The sequence below is a fragment of the Aeromonas sp. 2692-1 genome (genome assembly GCF_013085505.1).
GTDB lineage: Bacteria > Pseudomonadota > Gammaproteobacteria > Enterobacterales > Aeromonadaceae > Aeromonas > Aeromonas hydrophila.
Genome location: NZ_CP038513.1, coordinates 3,411,925 through 3,435,941, shown reverse-complemented (window position 1 = coordinate 3,435,941; position 24,017 = coordinate 3,411,925). Strand labels below are relative to the sequence as shown.

Genomic DNA, 24,017 nt, shown 5'->3' with positions numbered 1-24,017 from the left:
GACTGATGAATAAATGAAAAACGGGAGCCTTGGCTCCCGTTTTTCATGGCTGGTGTACCGCTCCCATCAGGGCAGGGCGATACTGTGGCGGGCCAGCAGCTCGATCAGGCCGATCAGCGGCAGGCCGATCAGCGCATTGGGATCGCGCCCTTCCAAGGCCTTGAACAGCACGATCCCCATGCCTTCACACTTGAAGCTGCCGGCACAGTCGAGGGGCTGTTCAGCTTCTACATAGCGGCGGATGGCCGCCTCATCGAGCTGGCGAAAGTGAACGGTGAAGGGTTCTATCAGCTGTTCGGCGCGTCCAGACGCGGCGTCCAGCACGCACAGGCCGGTATAAAAGGTGACGCTGCGTCCCTGGGCCGCCATCAGCTGGGCCACCGCTCGCTCGACCGTTCCCGGCTTGCCCAGGATCCGGCCATCACAGACGCACACCTGATCCGAGCCGATGATCAACCCCTGATCATGCTGGTCGGCGATGGCACGGGCCTTGGCATGAGCAAGGCGTGCCACCAGCGTTTGTGCATCTTCACCGGGCTGCACAGATTCATCAACATTTGGCGCTGCGCACTCAAAGGGGAGGCCCAGCTTTTCCAGCAGGGCTTTGCGGTAACGGGAGGTGGAGGCGAGGATCAGGGGACGCGACATGACAATCAGGTATCCAGGTTCAGAAACGGGCAGGCGTGGATGGTATCGCCCCCGTGCGGCGAGGGCAAATATCGCCGCCATTCTCTCCAGCATGTCGAGATTGGAAAACACCGCTATCGGCTTATTCATCCGGCCTGACGCTATAGTGCCCCGTCGATGCTACCCATTCGCTGAGGAGTCACCATGGGCCGTTACATGCTCTGCTGTTTTTTGATGATCACGCTCTACCCGGTAGGGATCGATCTCTATCTGGTGGCGTTGCCCAACATAGGCGCCAGCCTTCAGGCCAGCGAGGCTCAGCTGCACACCGCGTTTTCCCTCTATCTGCTCGGCATGGCCGCGACCGTCCCGCTGGCCGGCCTGCTGGCAGATCGCCACGGTCGCAAGCCAGTGATCCTGAGTGGGGCCGGCTTGTTTATGCTGGCGTCGCTACTGGCCGCCAGCGCCGACGACCCTGCGCAGTTTCTGCTGGCACGGGTGTGCCAGGGGGCAGGGGCTGGCGCGCTCTACATCATGACCTTCACCGTGCTGCGAGACGTGTTGCCACCGGCCCGGCTGGCGGCCGTGCTGTCGGCAATCAATGGGGTCATCTGCGTGATCCCCGTGCTGGCGCCGCTGCTCGGCTACCTCATCCTGACCGGCTTCCCATGGCCTGCCATCTTTCAGGCCATGGCGCTGCTCGGCGGCGTGGTGCTGCTGATCAACCTGCTGGGGCTGAAAGAGAGCCTGCCGGCGCACCCTGAGCCATCCTCGAGTGCGTCAGCAGCCCGCTTTGCCTTCTTGCGAGTGCCGCAGTTCCTCTGGATGTGTGGGCTGAGCAGTGCCGGCATGACCTGCATTCTGACCTACGTCAGCACTTCGCCCATGATCCTGATGACCCAGAAGGGGCTGGCAACCGCAGAGTATGCCCGCATCATGATGATCATGGCGATGATCAGCATGATCACCTCCTTCTTCGCCCCCTTGTTGCTGCGTCGGCTTCACAAGCACAACTTGCTTGCACTGGCCCACGGTGGATTGGGATTGGCGCTGCTGCTGATCCTGGCCTCTCATCTTGAGAGCTCCTGGGGCCTGTGGCTGCTGCTGGCGGGCTTTGCCTTCACTTGCATCGGTTTTTCCGCGAGCTTCGGCATCGCCATGGGCGAGGCGCTGGCCAGTTGCCGTCATCAGATAGCCCTTGCCAGCGCCACCCTCTGTCTTGCCCAGATAACCGTGAGCGCCGGCTATATCTGGCTGATGGGGTGGCTTGGCTGTGCACCCAGCACGCTGCTTGCCTGTGCCCTGCTCGGCACCGTGTTACTCTATCTGCTCTTTCGCGCCCTGGGGCCGGTCTTCGACAGCCCCGCCCACGGCGCCCCGGTCATGGAGAATCCCTGAGCATGCGTCCCTTGATCGACCTCGATCTCAATTTGTTGGTGGTATTTCGGCTGTTGCTGCAAGAGCGCAGTGTCACCAAGGCTGCCAAGAAACTCAATGTCACGGCGCCCACCGTCAGCAAGGCGCTGGCGCGGCTGCGCGACTGGTTCGACGACCCGCTGTTCCTTCGCACTCAGCGGGGGTTGGAGCCCACCAATCTGTCGCTCACCCTGGAAGAAGAGCTCAAGGAGTGGTTCCAGCTATCGGGCAACATCGCCTCTCTCTGCGGCAATGCCATTCCGGCGGGGGCCGCGTTCAGGCTGGTGTTGGAGTCGCCCTTTTACATCAGCTTTCTCAATGATCTGCCCATGGTGATTTATGAAACCTATCGCAAATCGACCATCCGGATCATGAACTGGGACCATCACTCCCTCAACGACATCATCAATGGCGATGCCGATCTCGGCTTCTGTGCGAGGGAAACCCACCCCAGCTCGCTGGCCAGGGTCAACCGGTTGCCCTATTACATCGATCACGAGGTGTTGTTTGAAGACAGGCCCATGGTGTTTTTGCGCAAGGATCACCCGTTGCTGGCCCGCACCTGGAACCTCGACAACTTCCTCGCCTATCCCCATGTCAGCGTGGTGTGGGAGGCGAGCGATGCCTGGGCGCTCGACAGCCTGCTGGATGATGAGGGGCTCAGCCGGCAGGTGCCGATCCGGGTCTCCAGCTTCGAGCAGGCGCTGCACATCGCAGCCCAGTCTGACCACGAACTGATCGCGGTGGTGCCCTCCTATTGCGCCAGCTATGCCCGCCAGCACCACGACAATCTCATCTCCTTGCCGCTGCCACTGGATGAAGCCCTGTACCGGCAACTCGACATCGCCTTCATCCTGCTCTGGCACAAGCGCAACAACCACAACACCAAGGTGCTGTGGCTGCGCGACGAGATCAAACGGCTCTACCACCAGCATATCGGGGCAACCGGCGCAGGTTAACCCTGACCTCTACCTCGCAGGGCTAGAAAAACGGCTATAAGCATAGGAATGGGCAAGGCGGGGTCATGGATGATGAGAGCCGGGATATGGCTGTTATGGTTGCTTTGCGTGCCGGCCTGGGCACAGGGCTGGCACCTGCAGGCGGGGGAGGCGGGCATATTGCTCTGGAGCCGGGCTCACCCTCCCGGCGCCTTTCTGGCTTTGCGCCTGGAGATGAACGTGGCTGCTCCGCCGTCGGCGCTGCTGGCCGTGCTGCGTGATACCGCCCGCCATCAGGAGTGGCTGCCCCAGAGCCTGGAGGTAAGGGTACTGGCCAAGCCGGCACCCGATGAAGATCTGGTCTATACCCGGCTCTCTGCGCCCTGGCCGGTGCAGGAGCGGGAGCTTATCACCCACTCCCGCCTGCAACGCCTGCCAAATTGCGCCCTGGTGCTGACGGTATGGGCCGCCCCTGATGCACTGCCACCTTACCCCGGTCGGGTGCGGATCCGCACCAGTGAAGGACGCTGGGAGGCGGTGCCGCAACTCAACGGCACCACCCTGATACGCCTCGAAACTTATACCAACCCGGGTGACAACCTGCCTGGCTGGCTCATCAACCCCATCGCCGCCCAGGCGGCGCTGGACAGTTTTCGAGCCATCCGTCTCCTGATGGAGGCCATCCCACCCGAACCTTGCCCTTGCGCCCATATGCGGCAGGGGCGTCAAGTCGGGCTGTGCGGCAGCCATCCATGAACCCCGTTGGGGCAGGGGAGTGGTTGAGCCACCTGCGCTGTGAAATGCTGCTGTCAAGGAGTGAGCCGGATCCCCACCGTCAGCGCAAATGCGGCCAGGATCCGGTGTCGGATCCGTTGGTTTATGGCATAATCAGCCACCGGTGAGCGCAAGTTCCGCCATGTGCGGGGGTTGTGAGGTTAAAATCATCGGCGGTAAGGACTTTTTCCTTTGACTATCAGTTGTTGGACCTATAATATTCGCGCCCTATGCAAAAGGTGAAGTTGCCCGTAAAGGTTGATCCAGTCCGTAGTGCCTCGAAGCTGCTCGATTATGTCGGGATAGTGGAAAAGTCGCAGATGCCCAGGCTGGAGGAATCAACCGCAGGCTTGCAGAGTGATATCGATGTATCGCTGCACTTTGGCAAAGATGTCCAGAAGTTGACCGTTATGAAAGGCACTGCCCATGCCAAGGTTGACCTGGTTTGCCAGCGTTGTGGAGAAACATTCGAGCATCTCTGTGAAGCTGAATTTATCTACACTCCGCTGTTCGAGAGAACAAACGAGGAAGAACTGCCGGAAGCTTATGAGCCCATTGAGTTGGACGAAAACGGCGAGATGGATCTTCATCAAATCCTGGAGGATGAACTCATCCTCTCGTTGCCGCAGGTGGCCATGCATCCCATGGATGCGTGCCCGCGCGGTAACATGGAGATGACCTGGGGTGAAATCGAACCTGCTGATGAGCGGCCGAATCCCTTTGCAGTTCTTGAAGAGCTTAAACGTAAGTGAATTTAGGAGTTAGCCTACAATGGCCGTACAACAGAACCGTAAAACCCGTGCCAAGCGTGGCATGCGTCGTTCCCACGATGCGCTGACCACCGCTGCCCTGACTGTTGATCAGACCAGTGGCGAAATCCATCGTCGTCACCACGTGACTGCCGATGGTTTCTACCGCGGTAAAAAGGTAATCGCTTAAGGATTGCCTTTGTCTACGCAAACTGTCGCGCTAGACATCATGGGGGGAGATATTGGCCCCTCGGAAACAGTGCCTGCCGCCGTGCAGGCACTGTCTCTTTTACCCCAGTTGAAACTGATCCTGGTCGGTGACCAACACCAGACCACCCCTCTTTTGCAGCAACATGGCTTGCTGAATCATCCCCGCGTTCGTTTCGTGCATGCATCCCAGGTGGTTGGCATGGGCGACAAGCCGATCGTGGCGCTGCGCACCCTGAAAGACTCCTCCATGCGGGTCGTCCTCAATCTGGTGAAGGCCGGCGAGGCCGATGCCTGCGTCAGCGCCGGCAATACCGGTGCGCTGATGGCCATGGCCAAGTGCGTGCTCAAATCCCTGCCCGGGGTCGACCGACCCGCCCTCATCAAGGCGCTGCCCACCCTTTCCGGCAAACGTACCGTGATGCTGGATCTTGGCGCCAACGTCAGCTGCGATGCCGATACCCTGCTGCAATTTGCGGTGATGGGCGCCGTGGTGGCTGAAAAGGTGGAGGGCATTGCCACTCCCAGGGTGGCCCTGCTCAACGTGGGGGAGGAGGAGATCAAGGGCAACGATCTGGTGCGCCACAGTGCCGAGTTGCTGCGCCAGTGCCAGGCGCTCAACTTCGTCGGTTTTGTCGAAGGGGACCGGATCTTCAGCGGTGAGTGCGACGTGATCGTCTGCGACGGTTTTGTCGGCAACGTGGCCCTCAAGACGGCGGAAGGGGTCGTGCGGATGATGGCCCAACTGGCCGGATATCCCCGCAAAAAACGCAGTTTTCTTGGTCGTATCGCCGGATTTATGTTCAAACGGCGTTTTTCTTACCTGAACCCCGACCAGTATAACGGTGCAAGTCTGTTAGGATTGCGCGGCATTGTGGTAAAAAGCCACGGGCGGGCCGAACGGCGCGCCCTGTGTAACGCGATCCTGCTGGCCGCGCAAGAGGCCAAGCATCAACTTCCATTGCAAATAGCAGATCGCCTTGAATCTGTCTTTTCCGACAGGGATCTATAAGAACTCTATGCATAGCAAAATTTTGGGTACTGGCAGTTATCTGCCGAACTCGGTACGTACCAATGCCGATCTCGAACAGATGGTGGAAACCAGCGACGAGTGGATTGTGGAGCGTACCGGGATCCGTGAACGTCGCATTGCCGGTGCCGATGAAACCGTCGCCACCCTGTCTCACCAGGCCGCTCTGCGCGCCCTGGACGCGGCGGGCCTGACCGCTGCCGATCTCGACATGATAGTGCTGGCCACCACCAGTGCCGAGAATGCCTTCCCGGCCGCCGCCTGTGAATTGCAGGGCCTGCTCGGGGTGCAAGGGATCCCGGCCTTTGACGTGGCCGCCGCCTGCGCTGGCTTTACCTACGCGCTCTCCATCGCCGATCAGTTCGTCAAATCCGGTGCCGCTCGCCACGTACTGGTGGTCGGAGCCGATGTGCTGTCACGGATGTGCGATCCGGAAGATCGCGGCACCATCATCCTCTTTGGTGACGGGGCAGGGGCCGTGGTGATCGGCGCCAGCGACACGCCGGGCATTCTCTCCACTCATCTGCATGCGGATGGCCGCTACGGTGATCTGCTCAAGCTGCCGCAGCCGCGCCGCGGTATGCCGGGGGCCGAGCTTGAAGCCTACATGTACATGAAGGGCAACGATGTGTTCAAGGTGGCGGTCACCCGTTTGAGCGAGATCGTCACCGAAACCCTGGCTGCCGCCGGCATCGCGCCGAGCGAGCTGGACTGGCTGGTGCCTCATCAGGCCAACTTCCGCATCATCAGCGCCACCGCCAAGAAGCTTGGCATGGGGCTGGACAAGGTGGTGCTGACCCTCGACAAGCACGGCAACACCTCTGCCGCCTCCGTGCCCATCGCCTTCGATGAAGGGGTGCGTGACGGCCGGATCAAACCGGGCCAGCTGGTATTGCTGGAGGCCTTCGGCGGTGGTTTTGCCTGGGGCTCGGCGCTGGTTCGCCTCTGATCGTGGTCGGGATGAGCAATCTGGCTCATCCTGCCGCTCTCATTTTTGTCTTATCTAAAGGAATCAATGATGACCCAATTTGCCATTGCCTTCCCGGGACAGGGCTCCCAAACCGTCGGCATGCTGGCCGAGCTGGCCGAACAACATGCCGTGATCAAGGAGACCTTCGCCGAGGCGAGCCAGGTGCTGGGTTATGACCTGTTTGCCCTGGTGATGAATGGTCCGGCCGACGATCTGAACAAGACCTGGCGCACCCAGCCCGCCTTGCTGACAGCCTCTGTCGCGCTGTGGCGCCTGTGGCAACAGCAGGGTGGGGCCACCCCCGCCGTGATGGCCGGCCACAGCTTGGGTGAGTACTCCGCCCTGGTGTGCAGCGGTGCACTGGCCTTTGCCGATGCGGTCAAACTGGTCGAGCTGCGTGGTCTGGCCATGCAGGAAGCCGTGCCGGAAGGCACCGGTGCCATGGCCGCCATCATCGGCCTGGACAATGACGCCATCGCCGCCAACTGCGAAAAAGCGGCACAAGGACAGGTGGTCTCCCCGGTCAACTTCAACTCTCCGGGCCAGGTGGTCATCGCTGGCCACAAAGAGGCCGTCGAGCGTGCCAACGTGCTGATGAAAGAGTCCGGCGCCAAGCGTGCACTGCCGCTGCCGGTCTCCGTGCCTTCTCACTGCGCCCTGATGAAACCTGCCGCAGAAAAATTGGCAGCTGCGCTGGACGGGATCGAGATCAAGGTTCCTGCCATCGCTGTCATCAATAATGTCGACGTATCCTGTGAACAGGATCCGGCCGCCATCAAACAGGCTCTGGTGCGTCAGCTGTTCAGCCCGGTTCGTTGGACCGAGACTGTCGAGCGGATGGCCAATGAGGGGGTTACCCTCGAGATCGAGATGGGACCGGGCAAGGTATTGACCGGGCTCGCCAAGCGCATCGACAAGCGCGTGGAAGGTATTCATGCCAACGACGCCGCCTCTTTCGAGCAGGCGCTGGCCCAGATCAAGTAAACAGGAGCAAGTAATGAGCTTTACCGATAAGGTTGTGTTGGTGACAGGTGCCAGTCGTGGCATCGGCCGTGCAATTGCCGAAACTTTTGCGGCCCGTGGCGCCAAAGTAGTCGGCACGGCGACCAGCGAGAGTGGCGCCGAGGCGATCAGCGCCTATCTGGGTGAACAGGGTTGCGGCATGGCACTGAACGTGACCAGCCAGGAATCCATCGAAGCCGTCTTCGCCGCCATCAAGGCGCGTTTTGGCGACATCGACATCCTGATCAACAACGCCGGTATCACCCGTGACAACCTGCTGATGCGGATGAAGGACGATGAGTGGAACGAGATCATCGACACCAACCTCACTTCCCTGTATCGACTGAGCAAACCGGTGCTGCGCGCCATGATGAAGAAGCGCAATGGCCGCATCATCAGCATCGGCTCCGTGGTGGGCACCATGGGCAATGCCGGTCAGGTCAACTATGCTGCCGCCAAGGCGGGGCTGGTTGGTTTTACCAAGTCGCTGGCCCGTGAAGTGGCCTCCCGCGGCATTACCGTGAACGCGGTTGCCCCCGGTTTCATCGAGACCGATATGACCAAGGCGCTCAATGAAGAGCAGCGTGCCGGCATCATGAGCCAGGTGCCTGCCGCTCGTCTGGGCGACCCGAAAGAAATTGCCGCTGCTGTGGTATTCTTGGCATCGGATGATGCCGCCTACATCACTGGCGAAACCCTGCATGTTAATGGCGGGATGTACATGGTGTAATCAATTTGTCGTGAGATCTGTTCAAATTTGCGATAGTACGCCGAAGTTTGGCGAATTTCGTGGTTTGACCAGCGGCAAGCCACTTGCAAACTCACGTCAATTGAATAAACTACCCCAACCAGACGCAATAGCGTATTTTTAAAGGAAAATTCAGGTCATGAGCAACATCGAAGAACGCGTAAAGAAAATCATCATCGAACAACTGGGTGTTAAAGAAGAAGACGTTAAGAACGCTGCCTCCTTCGTCGACGACCTGGGCGCTGACTCTTTGGATACCGTTGAACTGGTAATGGCGCTGGAAGAAGAATTCGATACCGAAATTCCTGATGAAGAAGCCGAGAAGATCACCACTGTTCAAGCGGCTATCGACTACATCACCGCTAATCAGGAATAAGTTCCTGTTCTGAAAGAAGCGGCCCAAGGGCCGCTTCTTTTATGTTTACCCCTTTTCAAAACACCTCTCGGAGACTACCTCAGTGTCAAAACGCAGAGTCGTGGTGACCGGCTTGGGGATGCTTTCCCCGGTAGGCAACACTGCCGAATCCAGCTGGCAAGCCTTGCTCAACGGGCAGAGCGGCATTTCTCCCATCGAACACTTTGATGCCAGCGAGTTTGCGACCCGTTTCGCAGGCCAGGTCAAGGATTTCGATCCCGAGCAGTACGGTATCAACCGCAAAGAAGCTCGCAAGATGGATCTCTTCATCCAGTACGGTATCGCCGCAGGCATACAGGCACTGGATGATGCCGGTCTCGTCATCAACGAGGCAAATGCCGAGCGCGTCGGTGTGGCGATCGGTTCCGGTATCGGCGGCCTGGGTCTGATTGAACAAAACCACAGCAGCCTGGTCAACGGCGGCCCCCGCAAGCTGAGCCCCTTCTTCGTACCGTCCACCATCATCAATATGGTGTCCGGTCATCTCTCCATCATGAAGGGTCTGCAAGGGCCGAACATCGCCGTGACCACCGCCTGCACCACAGGTACCCATGCCATCGGCATGGCCGGCCGGATGATCGCCTACGGTGATGCGGACGTGATGGTGGCCGGCGGCGCCGAGAAAGCCTCCACCCCGATGGGGATGGGCGGTTTTGCGGCGGCCAAGGCGCTCTCCAACCGCAACGACGAGCCCACCAAGGCCAGCCGTCCGTGGGATAAAGATCGCGATGGTTTCGTGCTGGGTGATGGCGCCGGGGTGCTGGTGTTGGAAGAGTACGAACACGCCAAGGCCCGCGGCGCCAAGATCTACGCCGAGCTGGTCGGTTTTGGCATGAGTGGCGATGCCTACCACATGACGGCGCCTCCCGCTGATGGCAACGGTGGCGCTCGCGCCATGCAAAATGCCATCAAGGATGCCGGCATCGCCCCCGAGCAGGTGGGTTATATCAACGCCCACGGCACTTCCACCCCCCTGGGTGACGTGGCCGAACTGCGTGGCATGAAAGCGGTGTTTGGCGAGCATGCCAAATCCCTGATGATCAGCTCCACCAAGTCGATGACCGGTCACCTGCTGGGTGCCGCCGGCGCCATCGAGGCGATCATCACGGTACTGGCGCTGCGCGATCAGATGGCGCCGCCCACCATCAACCTGGACAACCCGGATGATGAGTGCGATCTGGACCTGGTGCCTCATGTTGCCAAGGCTGGCGACTTCGAATATGCCCTCTCCAATTCCTTCGGTTTTGGTGGCACCAATGGCTCACTGATCTTCAAACGCGTATAATTCGCCCTGGGCGGATAGTATGGGCCCGATACGACAGTATCGGGCCTTTTTTATCGGAGGGATCCTTTTGCTGATCAATGGAATACCGACAGACAGCGTTTCCGCCATGGATCGTGGCCTGGCTTATGGCGATGGCCATTTCACCACCTTGCTGGTCAAGGATGGTCGACCCGTCTGGTGGCCGGCTCACCTGGCACGGCTGCAGCAAGCGAGCGCCAGACTCGGACTTGCCGAGCTGGACTGGCAACGCCTTGGTGATGAGGTCGCCGGGATGGCTCGCGACCAGACGCTGGCGGTGATCAAGGTGATGCTGACCCGAGGCTGTGGTGGCCGGGGGTATGATGGCACTGCCTGCCATGCGCCGACCCGGATCCTGTCGCTGGCCGCTTACCCGGCTCACTACCCGGCGTGGCAGCAGACCGGCATTCCCCTGCTGGTATGCCAGCAACGATTGGGCGATGCCCCCATGTTGGCGGGCCTCAAGACCCTCAACCGGCTGGAGCAGGTGCTGCTGAAAAGCGAACTTGCGGCGCGTTCGGGAGTCGAAGGTATAGTCTTGAACAGCCGGGGATTTCTGGTAGAAGGGGTCAGTGCCAATCTGTTTTGGCGCCGTGGCAGAACGGTGTTTACGCCGGATCTTACCCACTGCGGCATAGACGGCATCATGCGGCGCCATGTGATGGCGATGCTAAAACAGATGAGCATTGAACTGCGTGTCGTGGAGGCTCCACTGGAGTCACTGTGGCAGGCCGAAGAGGTATGGCTGACCAATACCCTGATGGGCATAGTGCCGGTGACCGGCATCGGGGAGACCCAATATGCCAGTCCGGTATTGATCCGCCGTTTACAGGAGCGTTTGGTCATTGAAGTTTAATCGGCTTTACACCCTGCTCGCGGGCGCGGCGCTGACAGTCGCCGTGGCCGGGGGCTATGTACATTACAAATGGCAGCAGGTGGAGACGCTCACCAACAAGGGGCCAACCCGCCTCTTTACCGTCGAGAAGGGGGCCCATGCGGCGCGCCTGATCGCCGAACTGGGGGAGGGGGAAACCAGCCCCTGGGCGGTGCGGCTCTGGCTGCGCGGTCACCCCGAGCTGGTTGCCATCAAATCCGGCACCTATGAGATCAAGGAAGGGGCTCCCCTCAAGGAGACCCTCTCCCTGTTCGCCTCCGGCAAGGAGTTTCACTTCAGCCTGACCTTCGTTGAAGGATCCCGTTTCGAGGATTGGCTGAAGCAGCTGGCCAGCGCCCCTTATCTGGAGCGGTTGACGGTGGAGCAGAGCGAAGCGGATCTGGCTCAGGAGCTTGGCATCGACAATGGCAAGCTGGAGGGGTGGTTCCTGCCGGAAACCTACGCCTATACCACTCATGCCAGCGATATTTCCATCTTGCGTCGCGCCTATCAGGACATGCGAGCCCTCCTGCAGCAGAGTTGGGACAAGCGCCAGGCCAATCTGCCTTACAAGACCCCTTACGAGGCGCTGATCATGGCCTCTATCATCGAAAAAGAGACGGGGATGCCGGAAGAGCGTGCTCAGATTGCCTCGGTATTCGTCAATCGCCTGCGCCTTGGCATGAAGCTGCAGACCGATCCCACCGTCATCTACGGGGTGAAGGACAGGTATGATGGCAACATCCGCCGCAGCGACCTGACCGACGTGAACCCCTATAACACCTATGTGATCGACGGCTTGCCGCCCACGCCCATCGCCATGCCGGGCAAGGCTTCCATCGAGGCGGCGCTTAACCCCAAATCGACCGACTACCTCTATTTTGTCGCCAAAGGGGGCGGTGCCCACTACTTCTCCAAGACCCTCGATGAGCACAATCGGGCGGTCCGCGAATACATATTGAAGAAACCCTAATGTCTAAATTTATCGTGATTGAAGGACTGGAAGGAGCAGGGAAGAGCTCCGCGGTGCGTTATGTGACCGACTATCTGCATGGCCACGGCGTGGCTCGGCTCGAGTGTACCCGTGAGCCGGGCGGTACTCCGCTGGCCGAGCGGATGCGGGCCATCGTCAAGGAGGTGCACGACGAGCGCCTCACCATCGAAGCCGAACTGCTGCTGATGTACGCCTCCCGGGTCCAGCTGGTCGAGACCCGTATCAAGCCGGCCCTGGCTGACGGCATCTGGGTGGTAGGTGATCGCCACGATCTCTCGTCCCAGGCCTATCAGGGTGGTGGCCGCGGCATCGATGCCAACCTTATCGGTGCCATTAAACGGGCCGTGCTCGGCGACTTCAAACCGGATCTGACGCTCTATCTCGACATCGATCCCGCTATCGGCCTGCAACGGGCCCGCCACCGCGGTGAGCTGGACCGGATCGAGCTCGAGCAGCTCAGCTTCTTCGAACGCACCCGCCAGCGCTATCTGGAATTGGCCGCTGCCGATGAGTCAATCAAGGTGATCGATGCCGGCCAAGCGCCGGAGCAGGTCAAGGCGGCCATCGAGACTGCACTGGCCCACTATCTGAAAGATGAGCCCTCATGTATCCTTGGTTGATCCCGGACTGGCATGCCTTGAGTCAGACCGCCGCGGCCGGTCGACTCGGTCACGCCTGGTTGCTGCTCGGCGATCCCGGTCTTGGCAAGGAGCAGCTTGCGGAACAATTGGCGCGCTTGCACCTCTGCCATCGGCCCGAACGGGGTGAGCCCTGTGGCCAATGTCACTCCTGCCAGCTGTTTGAGAAGGGCCATCATCCGGATCTGGGCACCCTGACGACGGAGAGCAAGACCATCGGGGTCGAGGCTATCCGCGAGATCTGTTCGCGCCTGCAGAATTCGGCCCAGCTTGGTCGCGGCAAGGTGGTGATCATCCCCGATGCGGAGCGCATGACAGAGTCGGCCGCCAACGCCCTGCTCAAAACCCTGGAAGAACCGGCCGGCGACAGCTTGCTGCTGCTGATCGCCTCTCAGGTTTCCCGTCTGCTGCCGACCATTCTCAGTCGCTGTCACAAACATGTCTGCCAGTTGCCCGCCGAAGGTGAGACGGTGCGCTGGTTGGCCGAGCAGGGTCATCAGGCCACGCTGGCCCAGGTACGGATCTGCCAGGGGGCGCCGCTGCGGGTGCTGCGCTATATCGAAGAGCAGCAAGACAGTGCCCGCCGGGATCTGCTGGAGAGTTTCCTTGCGCTGGCGCAGACGCCGACCCGGGCCAACCATGTGTGCGGTCTGCTGGGGAGCGATACACAGGTCAGGCTGCACTGGTTGCAGCTGTTCTTGTGCGATGCCCTCAAGACGCAGGCAGGTTGTGGCCATCATCAGCTGGCGATGCCGGATCTGACGGCGCTCAGCCAGCAACTTGCCGAGCTTCATTCCAGCGAGAAGCTGCTGGAGGCAGAGCAACAGCTGGTCGAGCTGAAGATGGTCTGTCAGCCGGGGCAGCTCTCCAATCCCACCATCCATCTGATGAACTGGCTGACTCGCTGGTTATAGATCTAGCTACAAAGGTTTTATATGTTACTCGTTGATTCCCATTGTCATCTCGATCGCCTGAGCTATGGCAGCAAGCAGACCAATATGGCCGATGTGCTGGCCAAGGCCGCCGAGCAGGACGTGGGATATTTTCTGTGCGTGAGCGTCACCCTGGTGCAGTTCCCGACCATGCTGGAAGCGATCGCCCCTTATCCTCAGGTATTTGCCTCCTGTGGTGTGCACCCTCTCAATCAAGAGCCTGGCGTCGATGCCGCCTTGTTGCTGACCCAGGCAGCAGATGAAAGGGTGGTGGCCATCGGTGAGACCGGGCTCGACTACTTCTATTCGCCGGAGAACAAGGAAGTACAGCAGGCTTCTTTCCGCGAGCATATCCGGGTGGCCCGTACCTTGAACAAGCCCCTCATCATCCACACCCGCGATGCCCAGCAAGATACCCTGCAGATCATGCGCGAAGAGGGGGCTGAGCAGGTCGGCGGGGTGTTGCACTGCTTCACCGAGTCGCTCGAGATGGCGGAGGAGGCCATGGCGATGGGTTTTTATATCTCCATCTCCGGCATTGCCACTTTCAAGAATGCGGCTGCTCTGCAGGCGGTGGTCAAGGCGCTGCCGCTTGAGCGGCTGCTGGTTGAAACCGACTCACCTTATCTGGCACCTGTTCCGCACCGGGGCAGGGAGAACGAGCCGGCCTTCGTACGTGACGTGGCCCAGTTTATCGCGGATCTGCGGCAAATGTCGCTGGCCGATTTGGCCCAAGCGACCAGTCACAACTTCTTCGAGTTGTTCAAGTTGGCAAAGCGATAAAACAAACAACGCCCCGCATAGCGGGGCGTTTTACTATGACAATCGACACTATCATGACCAACCCAAAAACGATCACGGTAGGTCGTTATCTCTCACTTGGTGTAGTGGATGCTGATGAGATCAAATCACCAACCGCTGATAAACGAAGCTGGGTTCAGAGGGTATTTGAGGAATAAATGAGGGGGCTGAAATGGGTAAAAAGGATTCTTCATAAGTATCGATAATATTCATTATCGATACTTGATAGATCTGCAAGATCCTGTAAGATCCAACGAAACTTCGCATTAAATCATAGAGTTAAGTGAACTACCCAGATATCCAGGCTCAAACTCAACAGGCTTTGCAGAGTGTCTTCGATCCTCAACTGAACAGCCGGGCCAGACGCTTCCTGCGCAGCGCCAAAGCCGATTCCACCCTCAATGCCTATCAGGCCGATACCCGCATCTTCGTGTTCTGGTGCCAGCTGCATGGGCTCGATCCGCTGCAGACTACCCATCATCACATCATGAACTTCCTGGCGGATCAGGCCGACGGCATCCTGGCGGACTGGGTCTGGCTGGACAAGGAAGAAGGGAGGGCGGAGCTGCGTAACGGTGAACCCCGCAAACCGGCCACCCTGGTAAGACGGCTCGCCGGCATTCGTTATGCCTTCAAGCAGAAGGGGATCCACCCCATGCCGACCGAGCACGCGGAGATAAAGGAGATGATGCGGGGCATAGTGCGGCTCGGTGACAACCGCAAACACAAAACGGGGGCGCTGACCCTCAAACCGCTGGCCTGTGTGCTCGACGAAATCGACACAGGCAATCTGGCGGGACTGCGGGATTACACCCTGTTGTTGCTGATGTTCAGCGGCGCCTTGCGACGCTCGGAGGCGGCAAGAATTGAAGTGGATGATCTCCATTTTGTGGGGCAGGGGATCCGTCTTCGGCTCAAACCCAGCAAACATCAGCTGCATGAGACGGAGATCGCCCTGGTGCCCGGCAAACAATATTGTCCGGTGTCGGCACTGGCGCGCTGGCTCAAACAGAGCAGGATCAGCGAGGGCGCCCTGTTTCGCCGCATGAATCGCTGGGGTCAGCTCATGCAGGAGCCGCTCGGTCCGCAGGGTATCAACCTGATGATCAAGCGGCGTACCGGTCAGGCCATCGACGATCTCCAGGTCAGCGGCCACAGTCTGCGCCGCGGCTTCATCACCTCGGCGGTCACCGCCGGCAAACCGATGAACAAGATCATCGAAGTTACCCGCCACAAGGACATCCGCACCTTGCAGGAGTATTTCGACGATGCCCACAAGTTCTCGGATCACGCCCTGGATGGCTTGCTTTAAACCAACTGCGTCACTGATTTTTTTATGTTAAATGATATCTTGTTGATCCAATGATATATTTGCAGCGCACTGAACTCACCCCATCAAGAGGGGGAGAGTCAGGCTCCTCACGTTCGTCAGCGGATGGTGAAGAATCGATGAGAGATAACAGGCGATAAAAATCAAAGTTGCAAGGTGATATGAGCCAGGAAATGAAAGTGAGCAGTGCGCAAGACAACGCCGAGCGGCAGCGCCAGCACGTGAAACGCAAGCAGGAAACTCACAGCCGATTGCAATGCTGGATCAGCAATCGCCACGCCGAACGGTTGGCCATGCTGGGGTTGCAACTCGAAGACAGCCAGGCCTCTCTCATCGAGCAGGCCATCGATCTGCTCTATCAACATGAGCTTGAACAGAAACAAACCACGCCGCATGTCGAAGTTCCAGAGCCGGCAGAGGTGCTCGAGTAAACGTACCGGCGGCATGATGCTTCATTGCTAGATGCGAACGGCGAGCATAAAAAAAGCCAGGTACGAATTCCTTGTACCTGGCATAGGGGAATTGGCTCCTTGCAGAGCCGTGCGCTAACTGGTGTTCGGATAGCCTTAAGCTTAGACAAGGCTCAAGGCTTTTCAAGATCCACGTAAAAGTTCAACCGGAGTGTGGGTTTTCCTGCTCCAACAACACTCGTTACACAAACAGATTGTTGTCGCGCACCAGCTCGCGGGGCAGGGCATTCTTGACCCGGCTGCCCACCCATTTCCCCATGCCCAAGGTATGACCCTGATAGCGGACGATCACCTCACCAGTGCCGGCGGCTTGCTCAGGCCATACATCCCGCCCCATCATGAACTCCCGCGCATCAGCAATGCCGAGCTCGACGAATCCCTTGCTCGCACCGTCACCATAGGCCAGCGCCCACTCATGGGTCAGCCGATACCCCTTCTTGAAGTTCTCCGCCAGTTTCAGCCCGATGCGATCGAAACGCAGCTTGCCCTGTACCTGTTCGAACAGCTGGGGGAAGAGCCAGATCTCCTCGCTGCGGCCAAACAGATTTCCCTGCGGCACGACCCCGAAGGCGGCTTCAATCTCGCGCAACATGGGCTCGGACTCTTTGGCCGGCAGCGGCAAGAAGGGGAACTTGCCGAGCTTGCCCGGTTTGAACATGGTGTTGGGCACGGAGTGGTGCTTGCGCAATCTGGCGACGAAAAAGCCTTCACTGTCGAAAATTTGGGGCCAAACGTGCAGGTATCCTTCCGGCGTGCATGCCTGCTCTGCAGCGGGGAAGAGATCGGCCAGCGAGTCAAAGCTGAACGCATCGCCGAACTTGTCCAGCAGTGACTGACAGACGGCCTGGTTCTCCTGCAGGCTCAAGGTGCAGGTGGAGTAGACCAGCACGCCGCCCGGTTTGAGGGCATGAAAGGCACTCTCCAGCAATCCCTGCTGCACCACCGCAATCTCGTCGATGCTCTCGATGCTCCAGTTGCGCAAGGCATCTTCATCCTTGCGCACCGTGCCCTCGCCGGAGCAGGGGGCATCGAGCAGGATGGCATCGAAGGTCTCCGGCAACCACTGGCCGAAGACCTTGGCATCGAAGTGGGTCATGCCCACGTTGGTCACGCCGCAGCGCTGCAGATTGGCGCTGAGCACCTTGAGCCGGCTGCTGGAGTACTCGTTGGCAACCAGCATGCCCTGGTTGTTCATCAAGGCCGCGATCTGGGTGGTCTTGGAGCCGGGGGCCGCCGCCGCGTCCAGCAGCATGCCATCGCGCCGGGTCTGCTCGCAGGCAAACAGGGCGGTGACCGGCAGCATGGAGCTCGCCTCCTGAATGTAGAAGAGACCGCTCAAATGCTCGGCGGTGTTACCAAGGGGCACGCTCTCGTCTTCACGGCTGAGCCAGAAGCCGGTGTCGCACCAGGGCACGGGATCGAGCTGCCAACCGAGAGGCTGCATCTGCGCTACAAATGCCGCCACCGAGATCTTCAGGGTATTGACCCGAATGCTGCGCCGCAGCGGTCGTCGACAACTGGCCACGAACTCATCCATGGAGAGGTGCGCCGGCATGATGGCCGCGATATGGCGCAAGAAGTGATCGGGAAGATAGGTGTTGTCGTGCACGGTGCAGTCTCGTTGACCGAAAAAGAGGGGCGACATCTTATCACAAGGGTAGGAATATTCTGAAAGCGCGGCGGGTAAAAACAAGCCCGGCACAGTACCGGGCTTGGGTGAGCATGGGTGAGCATGGGTGAGGGGAGAGATCAGGGCTGGATGCGGGGGCTCCACTCCTGCCACTCTTTCTCAGCCTTGGCATGCAGCGGGTAGCTGTGACCGGCCTTGACGGTCGGCCCCATCTCTTTCTCCGGAGTGTTGAAGGCGATGCCGCCGGCGAGCAGGCTCTGCACCGTCTCCACCTCGATGGTGCCACCGGTCAGGCCGATATCTGCCTTGACCCCGGAGACATTCCAGAAGCGGGAGTTGGCCCGCACCAGATGGGCGTACTCCTGCTCCACGTTGACGTCGATCAGCACCTCGCTGCCATCGCGGGCCAGCGCCACCTTGGTCACGCTGCCCACCACCATCTTGCGAAACAGCAATGGGCTGCCGACGCTCAAACCGTTGACCGACGCGCTCTTGAGGGTGAGCGCCAGACCGGCCGGGCCGCTTTGGCTGAGGGGGAAGCGCTCCTTGCCAGCGCCCTGGCCGGGCTGCGCCTCCACAAAGGCGCCCTTGATCAGGGTATCGAGGTGGGCCACGCCGCCCAGCCCCAGCTTGGCCTGGACCAGGGTAAAGCGGGCACCAGACTGCAGGAAGCGCGCGGCATACTGGCCATCCAGCTCGGCCTTGAAGATCACCTGGCCCAGGGTCGGCTCCAGCTCAATCTGTTCAATCTTGCCGATGTCGACCCCGCGGTAGCGGATCGGGCTGCCGACTCCGAGTCCCGGGTTGCTGTCGGCCACCAGGGAGAGGGTCCGTACCTTGGCCTTGGCCTGCTCCTTGCTGTCAAACAGCTGGTGACTGCTGCGGCCCGTGCCGAGCCGATCGAATTCGATGGCGCCGCGCAGCAGGGTGGCGAGATTCCCCACCTTGACCTGCACGCCATCCACCCGCACCCGGGTATCCAGCGCCGGCTTTTTCCAGAATTGCGGCTGCTGCTCCAGCAGGGGGGCATAGACACCGGCGATCTCGAGTTCGATCTCCACCCCCTCCTTGGCGGCGCGCAGCGCATTGACCTTGCCCGCTTCGAGCCCCAGATAGAGCACGGGGGAGCCGATGCCGATGCCGTCAGCCTGTTCCGCCTTCAAGATCCAGCGACGGGGCTTGGCATCCCGGGTGCCGAGCAGGGCCAGCTCCTGGCTGGGATAGAGCCGGTTGACCCGCTCGCCGGCGGGGGCCTGCACCAGCTTGATGCCGCCGCCGATCCAGGCGCTGGCCGGACTGGTTTCCACCTTGATGCCGCTCAGGTCGGCATCGATCTGCAGCGGCGCTGCCCGATAGAAACGGGCCCGGCTCAGCAGATGCTGATACTGGCTCTGCACGACCAGGGCCACGCTGGCATTGCCGCCGCCATCCAGGGTGAGCTGGCTGATCTGACCCACCTGCAAGCCCTTGTACCAGAGCGGTGCCCCCTCGTTGAGGCCGGCCAGATCATCGGCCTGCAACACCAGCTTGATGCCACCCGGTTGTTCTTTGCTGCTCAGGGTCATGGCCTTGACCCGCTCGCCCGCCACATAGTCGAGGCGAATGGCCGGGCCCGCCAGCAGGCGATCCGCATGCTTGATGCCACCGGCGCCGAGGGAGACGCTCTCCCACACCAGACGGCTGTTGCCGGTGATCCGAAACGCCTGCTCCGGGTTGATCAGCGCGGTCACCACCCGGCCCTTGTCGGTCAGGCGAATGGGGTCGAGGCGTCCAATTTCGATGCCTTCGAACAGGATCGGCATCCCCTCCTTGATGGGCAGATCCCCCGCCTGGATGGCGATCCGCTCGCCGCGGGCCGCTTCAGCCAACCCTTTGTAGAGGGTAAAGACCTGGCCTTTTTCCGGCTCCGGAGAGTCCTTGGGAGAGTCGAAGGCGATGCCGCCGCTCAGAATGGAGGTAAGACTGCCGGCCTCCACGTTCACCCCGGCCAGGCTGAAGGAGCCCTTGATGCCGCTGATGTTCCAGAAGCGGGTATCGGCCTTGATGAGGTGCTCAAAACGCGGCTCGATCACCAGATCCAGGATCACGTTCTGGTTCTCTTCGCCAAGACGGGTGTTGATGACGCTGCCCACCTCGATGCCGCGAAAATAGAGTTTGGCGCCGATGCCGACCGAGCCGAGCGAATCGGCAGTCAGGTGCAGCATCCGCCCCTGGGCCTGATAACCAGGGGGAGGGCCGTCCAGCGCGTCGAACTCCTCCTGCAGCGGGTTGTTGTCTCGGCCGGGCTGCAGGTTGATGTAGTTGCCGGAGACCAGGGTATCGAGGCCGGAGATCTCGGTGAGCGACGCCTTGGGGCTCACCAGCCAGAAATCCGAGCCTTTGCGGATGAGCGGGCGGGCCCGGCTGTCAATCTTGGCCAGCACGGCTATCTTGCGGCCATCCTCGGCCAGCTCCAGCTCCTGCACCACCCCGATGGCGACCCCCTGATAGCGCACCTGGGTCTTGCCCGGCAGGATACCGTTGCCCTGGGCGAAGTTGATGCGGATCAGCTGGCCACTGCTGGCAAACTGCTGGTAGATGAAGCCCCCCGCCAGCAACAGGGCGATAAAGGGCAGCAACCAGACGGGTGACAACCAGCGACGCTTCTCAATGACGGGTTCAGCCCCGATCATACCGACTCCTTAATTGGCTGAGATAAACAGCAGTTCAGATAAAGACAAACAGTTTCAGGCATATGTGATGGCCGACCCTAGCGGGCCGCCTTGTCCCACAGCAGGCGCGTATCCAGCATGCGGGCCGACATCATGGTCAGCACCACCACGCCGGCAAAGGCGGTGGCGCCGGGGCCGGCCCGCACGTTGAGCAGTACGCCACGATCCACCAGGGCCACCATCAGCGAGATGACGAACAAGTCCAGCATGGACCAGCGGCCGATGAAATCGATGATGCGATACATGATGAGCTGGCGTTTGCGGCGCACCGGCTTGGTTCGCTGCAGCTGCCAGCAGATCCAGCCCAGCCCCAGGATCTTGCCCACCGGCACTATGATGCTGGCGGTGAGGACGATGGTGGCGATGCCCGACATCTTGCTGCGATAGAGCATCATGATACCGCTGAAGATGGTGTCGGACTGCAACAATCCCTTGTTGTAGAAATGGGTGATGGGCAGCAGGTTGGCGGGCAGCAACATGAAGCTGGCCAGCGCCAGCAACCCCCAGGACCAGGCCAGGGAGTGGGGAATGCGCACCTGCAGCCGGCTATGACAACGAGGGCAGACGCTGCCCGCCTGATAGCGCACCAGCAGGCCGCAGGTGTGGCAGCGGCAGAGCCCCAGTTCACGGGCGCTGGTCTGGGACATGGTCCGGCTCCTCCAGCGGTACTCGCTCCCAGTAGGGGGCCGGGTCAAACAGGATCAGCAGGGTCAGGTTGAGCAACATCAGGATCCCCAGGCTCAACAGACCGCCGCCGAGGCGTACGTCGGCGATGTCGATCAGCTTGAACAGGGCAACCAGCAGGCTGACGATATAAACCTCCAGCATGGCCCAGTGACGAAACACCTCCACCGCCTTCAGGGTCGGCGCCAGTATGTGCCAGCGTTTGGCGAGGCCCGAGGCCAGCGCAAAGATCCCGAGCAGCAAGCCCACCGGCGCCAGCACGGCGCACCAGAACACCAGCCCCGCCACCCAGATCTCGTGCTCGAGCAGCAGCACCATGATGCCCTTGAGAAGGTTGGCGTCCGAGTTGACGCCGGCCAGGCGCAGGTAGATCAGCGGTTCGAAGAAGGCGGACGGGAGCAACAGGAAGCCGGTGATGGTCAGCGCCATCAATTGGGAGGGGCGAAATGCATAGCGCCCGTACAGATGCTGGTGACAGCGGGGGCAGTGGGCGTGGCGCCTCAGCGGCAATAACTTGCGTTCGATCAGCAAGTCGCAAGCCGGGCAGACGATCACGGGATTGAGATCCGACATTACGATTCAACCTGTTGAAGGAATTGGTGAAATTTACCCTAAAACCCGCGTCCTGTCTTGCCTGGCGGGGGCATGCCACGAAAGTATGATTGACGTTAACGTAAACGTGATATTAGATAGTCTCACCAGACAAGTGAAAGGAGTCATGATGTCCAGCCTTACCCCCTCGGCAGGCCTGCGTTTTCGCACCGCCCTCGCCAACGAACGCCCCCTGCAGATCGTCGGCACCATCAATGCCTACATGGCGCTGATGGCGGAGCGCAGCGGCTTTCAGGCCATTTATCTGTCAGGCGCCGGCGTTGCCAACGCCTCCTATGGCCTGCCGGATCTCGGCATGACCTCCCTCAACGATGTACTGATCGACGCCGAACGCATCACCGCAGCCACCCGTGTGCCACTGCTGGTCGACATCGACACCGGCTGGGGCGGGGCATTCAACATCGCCCGCACCGTGCGCGCCTTCGAGCGGGCCGGAGTAGCCGCCGTGCACATGGAAGATCAGGTGGCCCAGAAGCGCTGTGGCCATCGGCCCAACAAGGCGGTGGTCTCGCAGGAGGAGATGTGCGATCGCATCAAGGCGGCGGTGGATGCCCGGGAGAATGGCGAGTTCGTCATCATGGCCCGCACCGATGCGCTGGCGGTAGAAGGGATTGGCCCGGCGCTGGAGCGCGCCGCCGCCTATGTGGCCGCCGGGGCCGACATGATCTTCGCCGAGGCGGTGACCGAGCTCGGTCAGTATGACCTGTTCAAGCAGGCGGCCGGGGTGCCCATTCTCGCCAACATGACCGAATTCGGCAAAACCGAGCTGTTCGACAAGGAGGCGCTCGCCGCCCACGGTGTCGACATGGTGCTCTATCCCTTGAGTGCCAGCCGGGCGGCCAATCAGGCGGCCCTCAACGTCTATCAGCACCTTCGCCAGGATGGCCATCAGCGGGCCGTCGTCGACACCATGCAGACCCGGGAGTCGCTCTACGACTTCCTCGGTTATCACCACTACGAGCAGACGCTGGACCGTCTGTTTACATCCAGGGACTAGGAGGAAAGGCAATGGGACAGCAAAAACCGTTGGGTGGCGCCGGCCTGCGTGGCCAGAGCGCAGGGGAGACCAGCATCTGCACCGTGGGCAAGAGCGGCACCGGGCTCACCTATCGCGGCTATGACATCCAGGAGCTGGCCGATGGCGCCCAGTTCGAAGAGGTCGCCTACCTGCTGCTCAAGGGCGAGCTGCCGGACGAGCAGCAGCTCGAAGATTACAAGCGGACGCTGCGCAGCCTGCGCACCCTGCCTGCCGCCCTGCTGGAGGTGCTCGAACGCATTCCCGCCGACGCCCATCCCATGGATGTGCTGCGCACCGGCTGCTCCATGCTCGGCGATCTGGAGCCGGAAGATGGCTTCGAACACGAGCATGAAGTGGCGGATCGGCTGCTGGCCGCCTTCCCGGGCATTCTCCTCTACTGGTACAAGTTCAGCCACGACGGGGTACGCATCGCCCTCGACACCGACGAGGAGTGCATCGGCGGCCACTTCCTGGCACTGCTGCACCAGAAGGCGCCGAGCGAGCTGGAGCGCCAGGTAATGCACGTCTCCCTCATTCTCTACGCCGAGCATGAGTTCAACGCCTCCACCTTCGCGGCGAGAGTCTGCGCCTCGACGCTCTCTGACATGTTCTCCTGCGTCACCGCGGCCATCGGCACCCTGCGTGGCCCGCTGCACGGCGGCGCCAACGAGGCCGCCATGGCGATGCTCGAACCCTGGCAGGATGAGGCCCAGGCGCGGCGCGAGCTGCTGGCCAAGCTCGCGGCCAAGGAGAAGATCATGGGCTTTGGCCACGCCGTCTATCGCACCTCGGATCCGCGCAACGTCATCATCAAGGGGTGGTCGGCCAAGCTGGCCGAGGCAGTGGGCGATGACCGGCTCTACCGCGTCTCCTGCGAGGCGGAGAAAGTGATGTGGGAAGAAAAAGAGCTCTTCCCCAACGCCGACTTCTTCCACGCCAGCGCCTATCACTACATGGGGATCCCGACCAAGCTGTTCACCCCCATCTTCGTCTGCTCGCGGGTCACCGGCTGGTGCGCCCACGTGATGGAGCAGCGCGAACACAACCGGATCATCCGCCCGAGCGCCGATTATGTTGGTCCGGCGCCCCGTCATTTCGTCTCGCTGCAGCAGCGATAAACATGGGCGGCCCTGTCACTCCCTTG

At 60.6% G+C, this 24,017-nt stretch carries 25 protein-coding genes; 20 read left to right on the top strand and 5 right to left on the bottom strand.

Going from position 1 to position 24,017, the window contains the following annotated elements; translation table 11 throughout:
• Nucleotides 1-66: 66 nt before the first annotated feature.
• A complete protein-coding gene (locus E5E97_RS16255; protein ID WP_171280561.1) occupies nt 67-648 on the bottom strand; it encodes a nucleoside triphosphate pyrophosphatase in 582 nt (193 codons plus the stop codon).
• A 183-nt stretch (nt 649-831) separates the two neighbouring features.
• Here E5E97_RS16255 and E5E97_RS16250 point away from each other — a divergent pair, with 183 nt between their 5' ends.
• The 18 genes from E5E97_RS16250 to E5E97_RS16165 all read left to right on the top strand — a co-directional run bounded on the left by E5E97_RS16250 (nt 832) and on the right by E5E97_RS16165 (nt 16,179).
• Complete coding sequence (locus tag E5E97_RS16250) at nt 832-2,025, top strand: MdtL family multidrug efflux MFS transporter (RefSeq protein ID WP_171280560.1); 1,194 nt, start codon at nt 832-834, stop codon at nt 2,023-2,025.
• A gap of 2 nt (nt 2,026-2,027) precedes the next feature.
• Entirely contained in the window at nt 2,028-3,002 is a 975-nt protein-coding gene (gene yidZ, locus E5E97_RS16245; protein ID WP_017764484.1) for an HTH-type transcriptional regulator YidZ, read from the top strand.
• Between the two features lie 69 nt (nt 3,003-3,071).
• Complete coding sequence (locus E5E97_RS16240; RefSeq protein ID WP_171280559.1) at nt 3,072-3,737, top strand: START domain-containing protein; 666 nt, start codon at nt 3,072-3,074, stop codon at nt 3,735-3,737.
• 248 nt (nt 3,738-3,985) lie between these two features.
• Nucleotides 3,986-4,507, top strand: coding sequence for a 23S rRNA accumulation protein YceD (yceD, locus tag E5E97_RS16235; protein WP_011706102.1), 522 nt, complete (start codon nt 3,986-3,988; stop codon nt 4,505-4,507).
• A gap of 19 nt (nt 4,508-4,526) precedes the next feature.
• Entirely contained in the window at nt 4,527-4,694 is a 168-nt protein-coding gene (gene rpmF, locus E5E97_RS16230; protein ID WP_005300935.1) for a 50S ribosomal protein L32, read from the top strand.
• A gap of 9 nt (nt 4,695-4,703) precedes the next feature.
• Complete coding sequence (plsX, locus tag E5E97_RS16225) at nt 4,704-5,723, top strand: phosphate acyltransferase PlsX (RefSeq protein WP_029303012.1); 1,020 nt, start codon at nt 4,704-4,706, stop codon at nt 5,721-5,723.
• Nucleotides 5,724-5,730: 7 nt separating this feature from the next.
• A complete protein-coding gene (locus E5E97_RS16220) occupies nt 5,731-6,690 on the top strand; it encodes a beta-ketoacyl-ACP synthase III (protein ID WP_016350719.1) in 960 nt (319 codons plus the stop codon).
• A gap of 69 nt (nt 6,691-6,759) precedes the next feature.
• Nucleotides 6,760-7,695: an ACP S-malonyltransferase gene (gene fabD / locus E5E97_RS16215; RefSeq protein ID WP_118881225.1), complete on the top strand. Its 936-nt coding sequence runs from the start codon at nt 6,760-6,762 to the stop codon at nt 7,693-7,695.
• 13 nt (nt 7,696-7,708) lie between these two features.
• The gene (fabG, locus tag E5E97_RS16210) at nt 7,709-8,443 is read left to right on the top strand and encodes a 3-oxoacyl-ACP reductase FabG (protein ID WP_005300916.1); all 735 of its coding nucleotides are present in this window, start codon (nt 7,709-7,711) and stop codon (nt 8,441-8,443) included.
• 157 nt (nt 8,444-8,600) lie between these two features.
• Nucleotides 8,601-8,837, top strand: a complete 237-nt coding sequence (acpP, locus tag E5E97_RS16205) for an acyl carrier protein (protein WP_005300909.1) — start codon at nt 8,601-8,603, stop codon at nt 8,835-8,837.
• Between the two features lie 82 nt (nt 8,838-8,919).
• On the top strand, nt 8,920-10,161 hold the full coding sequence (gene fabF, locus E5E97_RS16200) for a beta-ketoacyl-ACP synthase II (protein ID WP_011706107.1): 1,242 nt from the start codon (nt 8,920-8,922) through the stop codon (nt 10,159-10,161).
• Nucleotides 10,162-10,180: 19 nt separating this feature from the next.
• Nucleotides 10,181-11,035: an aminodeoxychorismate lyase gene (gene pabC, locus E5E97_RS16195; RefSeq protein ID WP_171280558.1), complete on the top strand. Its 855-nt coding sequence runs from the start codon at nt 10,181-10,183 to the stop codon at nt 11,033-11,035.
• Nucleotides 11,025-12,026, top strand: a complete 1,002-nt coding sequence (mltG, locus tag E5E97_RS16190; RefSeq protein WP_171280557.1) for an endolytic transglycosylase MltG — start codon at nt 11,025-11,027, stop codon at nt 12,024-12,026. The genes pabC and mltG overlap by 11 nt, the downstream gene beginning before the upstream one ends.
• Nucleotides 12,026-12,667 (top strand): dTMP kinase, encoded by a 642-nt coding sequence (gene tmk / locus E5E97_RS16185; RefSeq protein WP_171280556.1) that lies wholly within the window; start codon nt 12,026-12,028, stop codon nt 12,665-12,667. The genes mltG and tmk overlap by 1 nt, the downstream gene beginning before the upstream one ends.
• The gene (holB, locus tag E5E97_RS16180; protein ID WP_171280555.1) at nt 12,652-13,599 is read left to right on the top strand and encodes a DNA polymerase III subunit delta'; all 948 of its coding nucleotides are present in this window, start codon (nt 12,652-12,654) and stop codon (nt 13,597-13,599) included. The genes tmk and holB overlap by 16 nt, the downstream gene beginning before the upstream one ends.
• A gap of 21 nt (nt 13,600-13,620) precedes the next feature.
• Nucleotides 13,621-14,400, top strand: coding sequence for a TatD family hydrolase (locus E5E97_RS16175; RefSeq protein ID WP_171280554.1), 780 nt, complete (start codon nt 13,621-13,623; stop codon nt 14,398-14,400).
• Nucleotides 14,401-14,701: 301 nt separating this feature from the next.
• The gene (locus E5E97_RS16170; protein ID WP_253265092.1) at nt 14,702-15,730 is read left to right on the top strand and encodes a site-specific integrase; all 1,029 of its coding nucleotides are present in this window, start codon (nt 14,702-14,704) and stop codon (nt 15,728-15,730) included.
• 179 nt (nt 15,731-15,909) lie between these two features.
• Complete coding sequence (locus E5E97_RS16165; protein ID WP_029303018.1) at nt 15,910-16,179, top strand: RepB family protein; 270 nt, start codon at nt 15,910-15,912, stop codon at nt 16,177-16,179.
• A gap of 220 nt (nt 16,180-16,399) precedes the next feature.
• Here E5E97_RS16165 and rsmF read toward each other — a convergent pair whose 3' ends face one another.
• The 4 genes from rsmF to E5E97_RS16145 all read right to left on the bottom strand — a co-directional run bounded on the left by rsmF (nt 16,400) and on the right by E5E97_RS16145 (nt 21,816).
• Nucleotides 16,400-17,827: a 16S rRNA (cytosine(1407)-C(5))-methyltransferase RsmF gene (gene rsmF, locus E5E97_RS16160; protein WP_171280553.1), complete on the bottom strand. Its 1,428-nt coding sequence runs from the start codon at nt 17,825-17,827 to the stop codon at nt 16,400-16,402.
• Between the two features lie 140 nt (nt 17,828-17,967).
• Complete coding sequence (locus E5E97_RS16155) at nt 17,968-20,520, bottom strand: MlaD family protein (RefSeq protein ID WP_044799991.1); 2,553 nt, start codon at nt 20,518-20,520, stop codon at nt 17,968-17,970.
• Nucleotides 20,521-20,597: 77 nt separating this feature from the next.
• The gene (locus E5E97_RS16150) at nt 20,598-21,206 is read right to left on the bottom strand and encodes a paraquat-inducible protein A (protein ID WP_016350707.1); all 609 of its coding nucleotides are present in this window, start codon (nt 21,204-21,206) and stop codon (nt 20,598-20,600) included.
• Entirely contained in the window at nt 21,184-21,816 is a 633-nt protein-coding gene (locus E5E97_RS16145; protein WP_016350706.1) for a paraquat-inducible protein A, read from the bottom strand. Before E5E97_RS16145 ends, E5E97_RS16150 begins: the two co-directional genes overlap by 23 nt.
• 148 nt (nt 21,817-21,964) lie before the next feature.
• Here E5E97_RS16145 and prpB point away from each other — a divergent pair, with 148 nt between their 5' ends.
• Together prpB and prpC are read left to right on the top strand one after the other, a co-directional pair.
• On the top strand, nt 21,965-22,852 hold the full coding sequence (gene prpB, locus E5E97_RS16140) for a methylisocitrate lyase (protein WP_024945212.1): 888 nt from the start codon (nt 21,965-21,967) through the stop codon (nt 22,850-22,852).
• Nucleotides 22,853-22,863: 11 nt separating this feature from the next.
• A complete protein-coding gene (prpC, locus tag E5E97_RS16135) occupies nt 22,864-23,991 on the top strand; it encodes a 2-methylcitrate synthase (RefSeq protein ID WP_118881233.1) in 1,128 nt (375 codons plus the stop codon).
• Nucleotides 23,992-24,017: the final 26 nt, after the last annotated feature.

Coding starts and splice junctions, on each gene's coding strand:
- E5E97_RS16255 (WP_171280561.1), bottom strand. CDS start 648: ATGTCGCGTCCCCTGATCCTCGCCTCCACCTCCCGTTACCGCAAAGCC.
- E5E97_RS16250 (WP_171280560.1), top strand. CDS start 832: ATGGGCCGTTACATGCTCTGCTGTTTTTTGATGATCACGCTCTACCCG.
- yidZ (WP_017764484.1), top strand. CDS start 2,028: ATGCGTCCCTTGATCGACCTCGATCTCAATTTGTTGGTGGTATTTCGG.
- E5E97_RS16240 (WP_171280559.1), top strand. CDS start 3,072: ATGATGAGAGCCGGGATATGGCTGTTATGGTTGCTTTGCGTGCCGGCC.
- yceD (WP_011706102.1), top strand. CDS start 3,986: ATGCAAAAGGTGAAGTTGCCCGTAAAGGTTGATCCAGTCCGTAGTGCC.
- rpmF (WP_005300935.1), top strand. CDS start 4,527: ATGGCCGTACAACAGAACCGTAAAACCCGTGCCAAGCGTGGCATGCGT.
- E5E97_RS16220 (WP_016350719.1), top strand. CDS start 5,731: ATGCATAGCAAAATTTTGGGTACTGGCAGTTATCTGCCGAACTCGGTA.
- fabD (WP_118881225.1), top strand. CDS start 6,760: ATGACCCAATTTGCCATTGCCTTCCCGGGACAGGGCTCCCAAACCGTC.
- fabG (WP_005300916.1), top strand. CDS start 7,709: ATGAGCTTTACCGATAAGGTTGTGTTGGTGACAGGTGCCAGTCGTGGC.
- acpP (WP_005300909.1), top strand. CDS start 8,601: ATGAGCAACATCGAAGAACGCGTAAAGAAAATCATCATCGAACAACTG.
- pabC (WP_171280558.1), top strand. CDS start 10,181: ATGGGCCCGATACGACAGTATCGGGCCTTTTTTATCGGAGGGATCCTT.
- tmk (WP_171280556.1), top strand. CDS start 12,026: ATGTCTAAATTTATCGTGATTGAAGGACTGGAAGGAGCAGGGAAGAGC.
- holB (WP_171280555.1), top strand. CDS start 12,652: ATGTATCCTTGGTTGATCCCGGACTGGCATGCCTTGAGTCAGACCGCC.
- E5E97_RS16175 (WP_171280554.1), top strand. CDS start 13,621: ATGTTACTCGTTGATTCCCATTGTCATCTCGATCGCCTGAGCTATGGC.
- E5E97_RS16165 (WP_029303018.1), top strand. CDS start 15,910: ATGAGCCAGGAAATGAAAGTGAGCAGTGCGCAAGACAACGCCGAGCGG.
- E5E97_RS16155 (WP_044799991.1), bottom strand. CDS start 20,520: ATGATCGGGGCTGAACCCGTCATTGAGAAGCGTCGCTGGTTGTCACCC.
- E5E97_RS16150 (WP_016350707.1), bottom strand. CDS start 21,206: ATGTCCCAGACCAGCGCCCGTGAACTGGGGCTCTGCCGCTGCCACACC.
- E5E97_RS16145 (WP_016350706.1), bottom strand. CDS start 21,816: ATGTCGGATCTCAATCCCGTGATCGTCTGCCCGGCTTGCGACTTGCTG.
- prpB (WP_024945212.1), top strand. CDS start 21,965: ATGTCCAGCCTTACCCCCTCGGCAGGCCTGCGTTTTCGCACCGCCCTC.
- prpC (WP_118881233.1), top strand. CDS start 22,864: ATGGGACAGCAAAAACCGTTGGGTGGCGCCGGCCTGCGTGGCCAGAGC.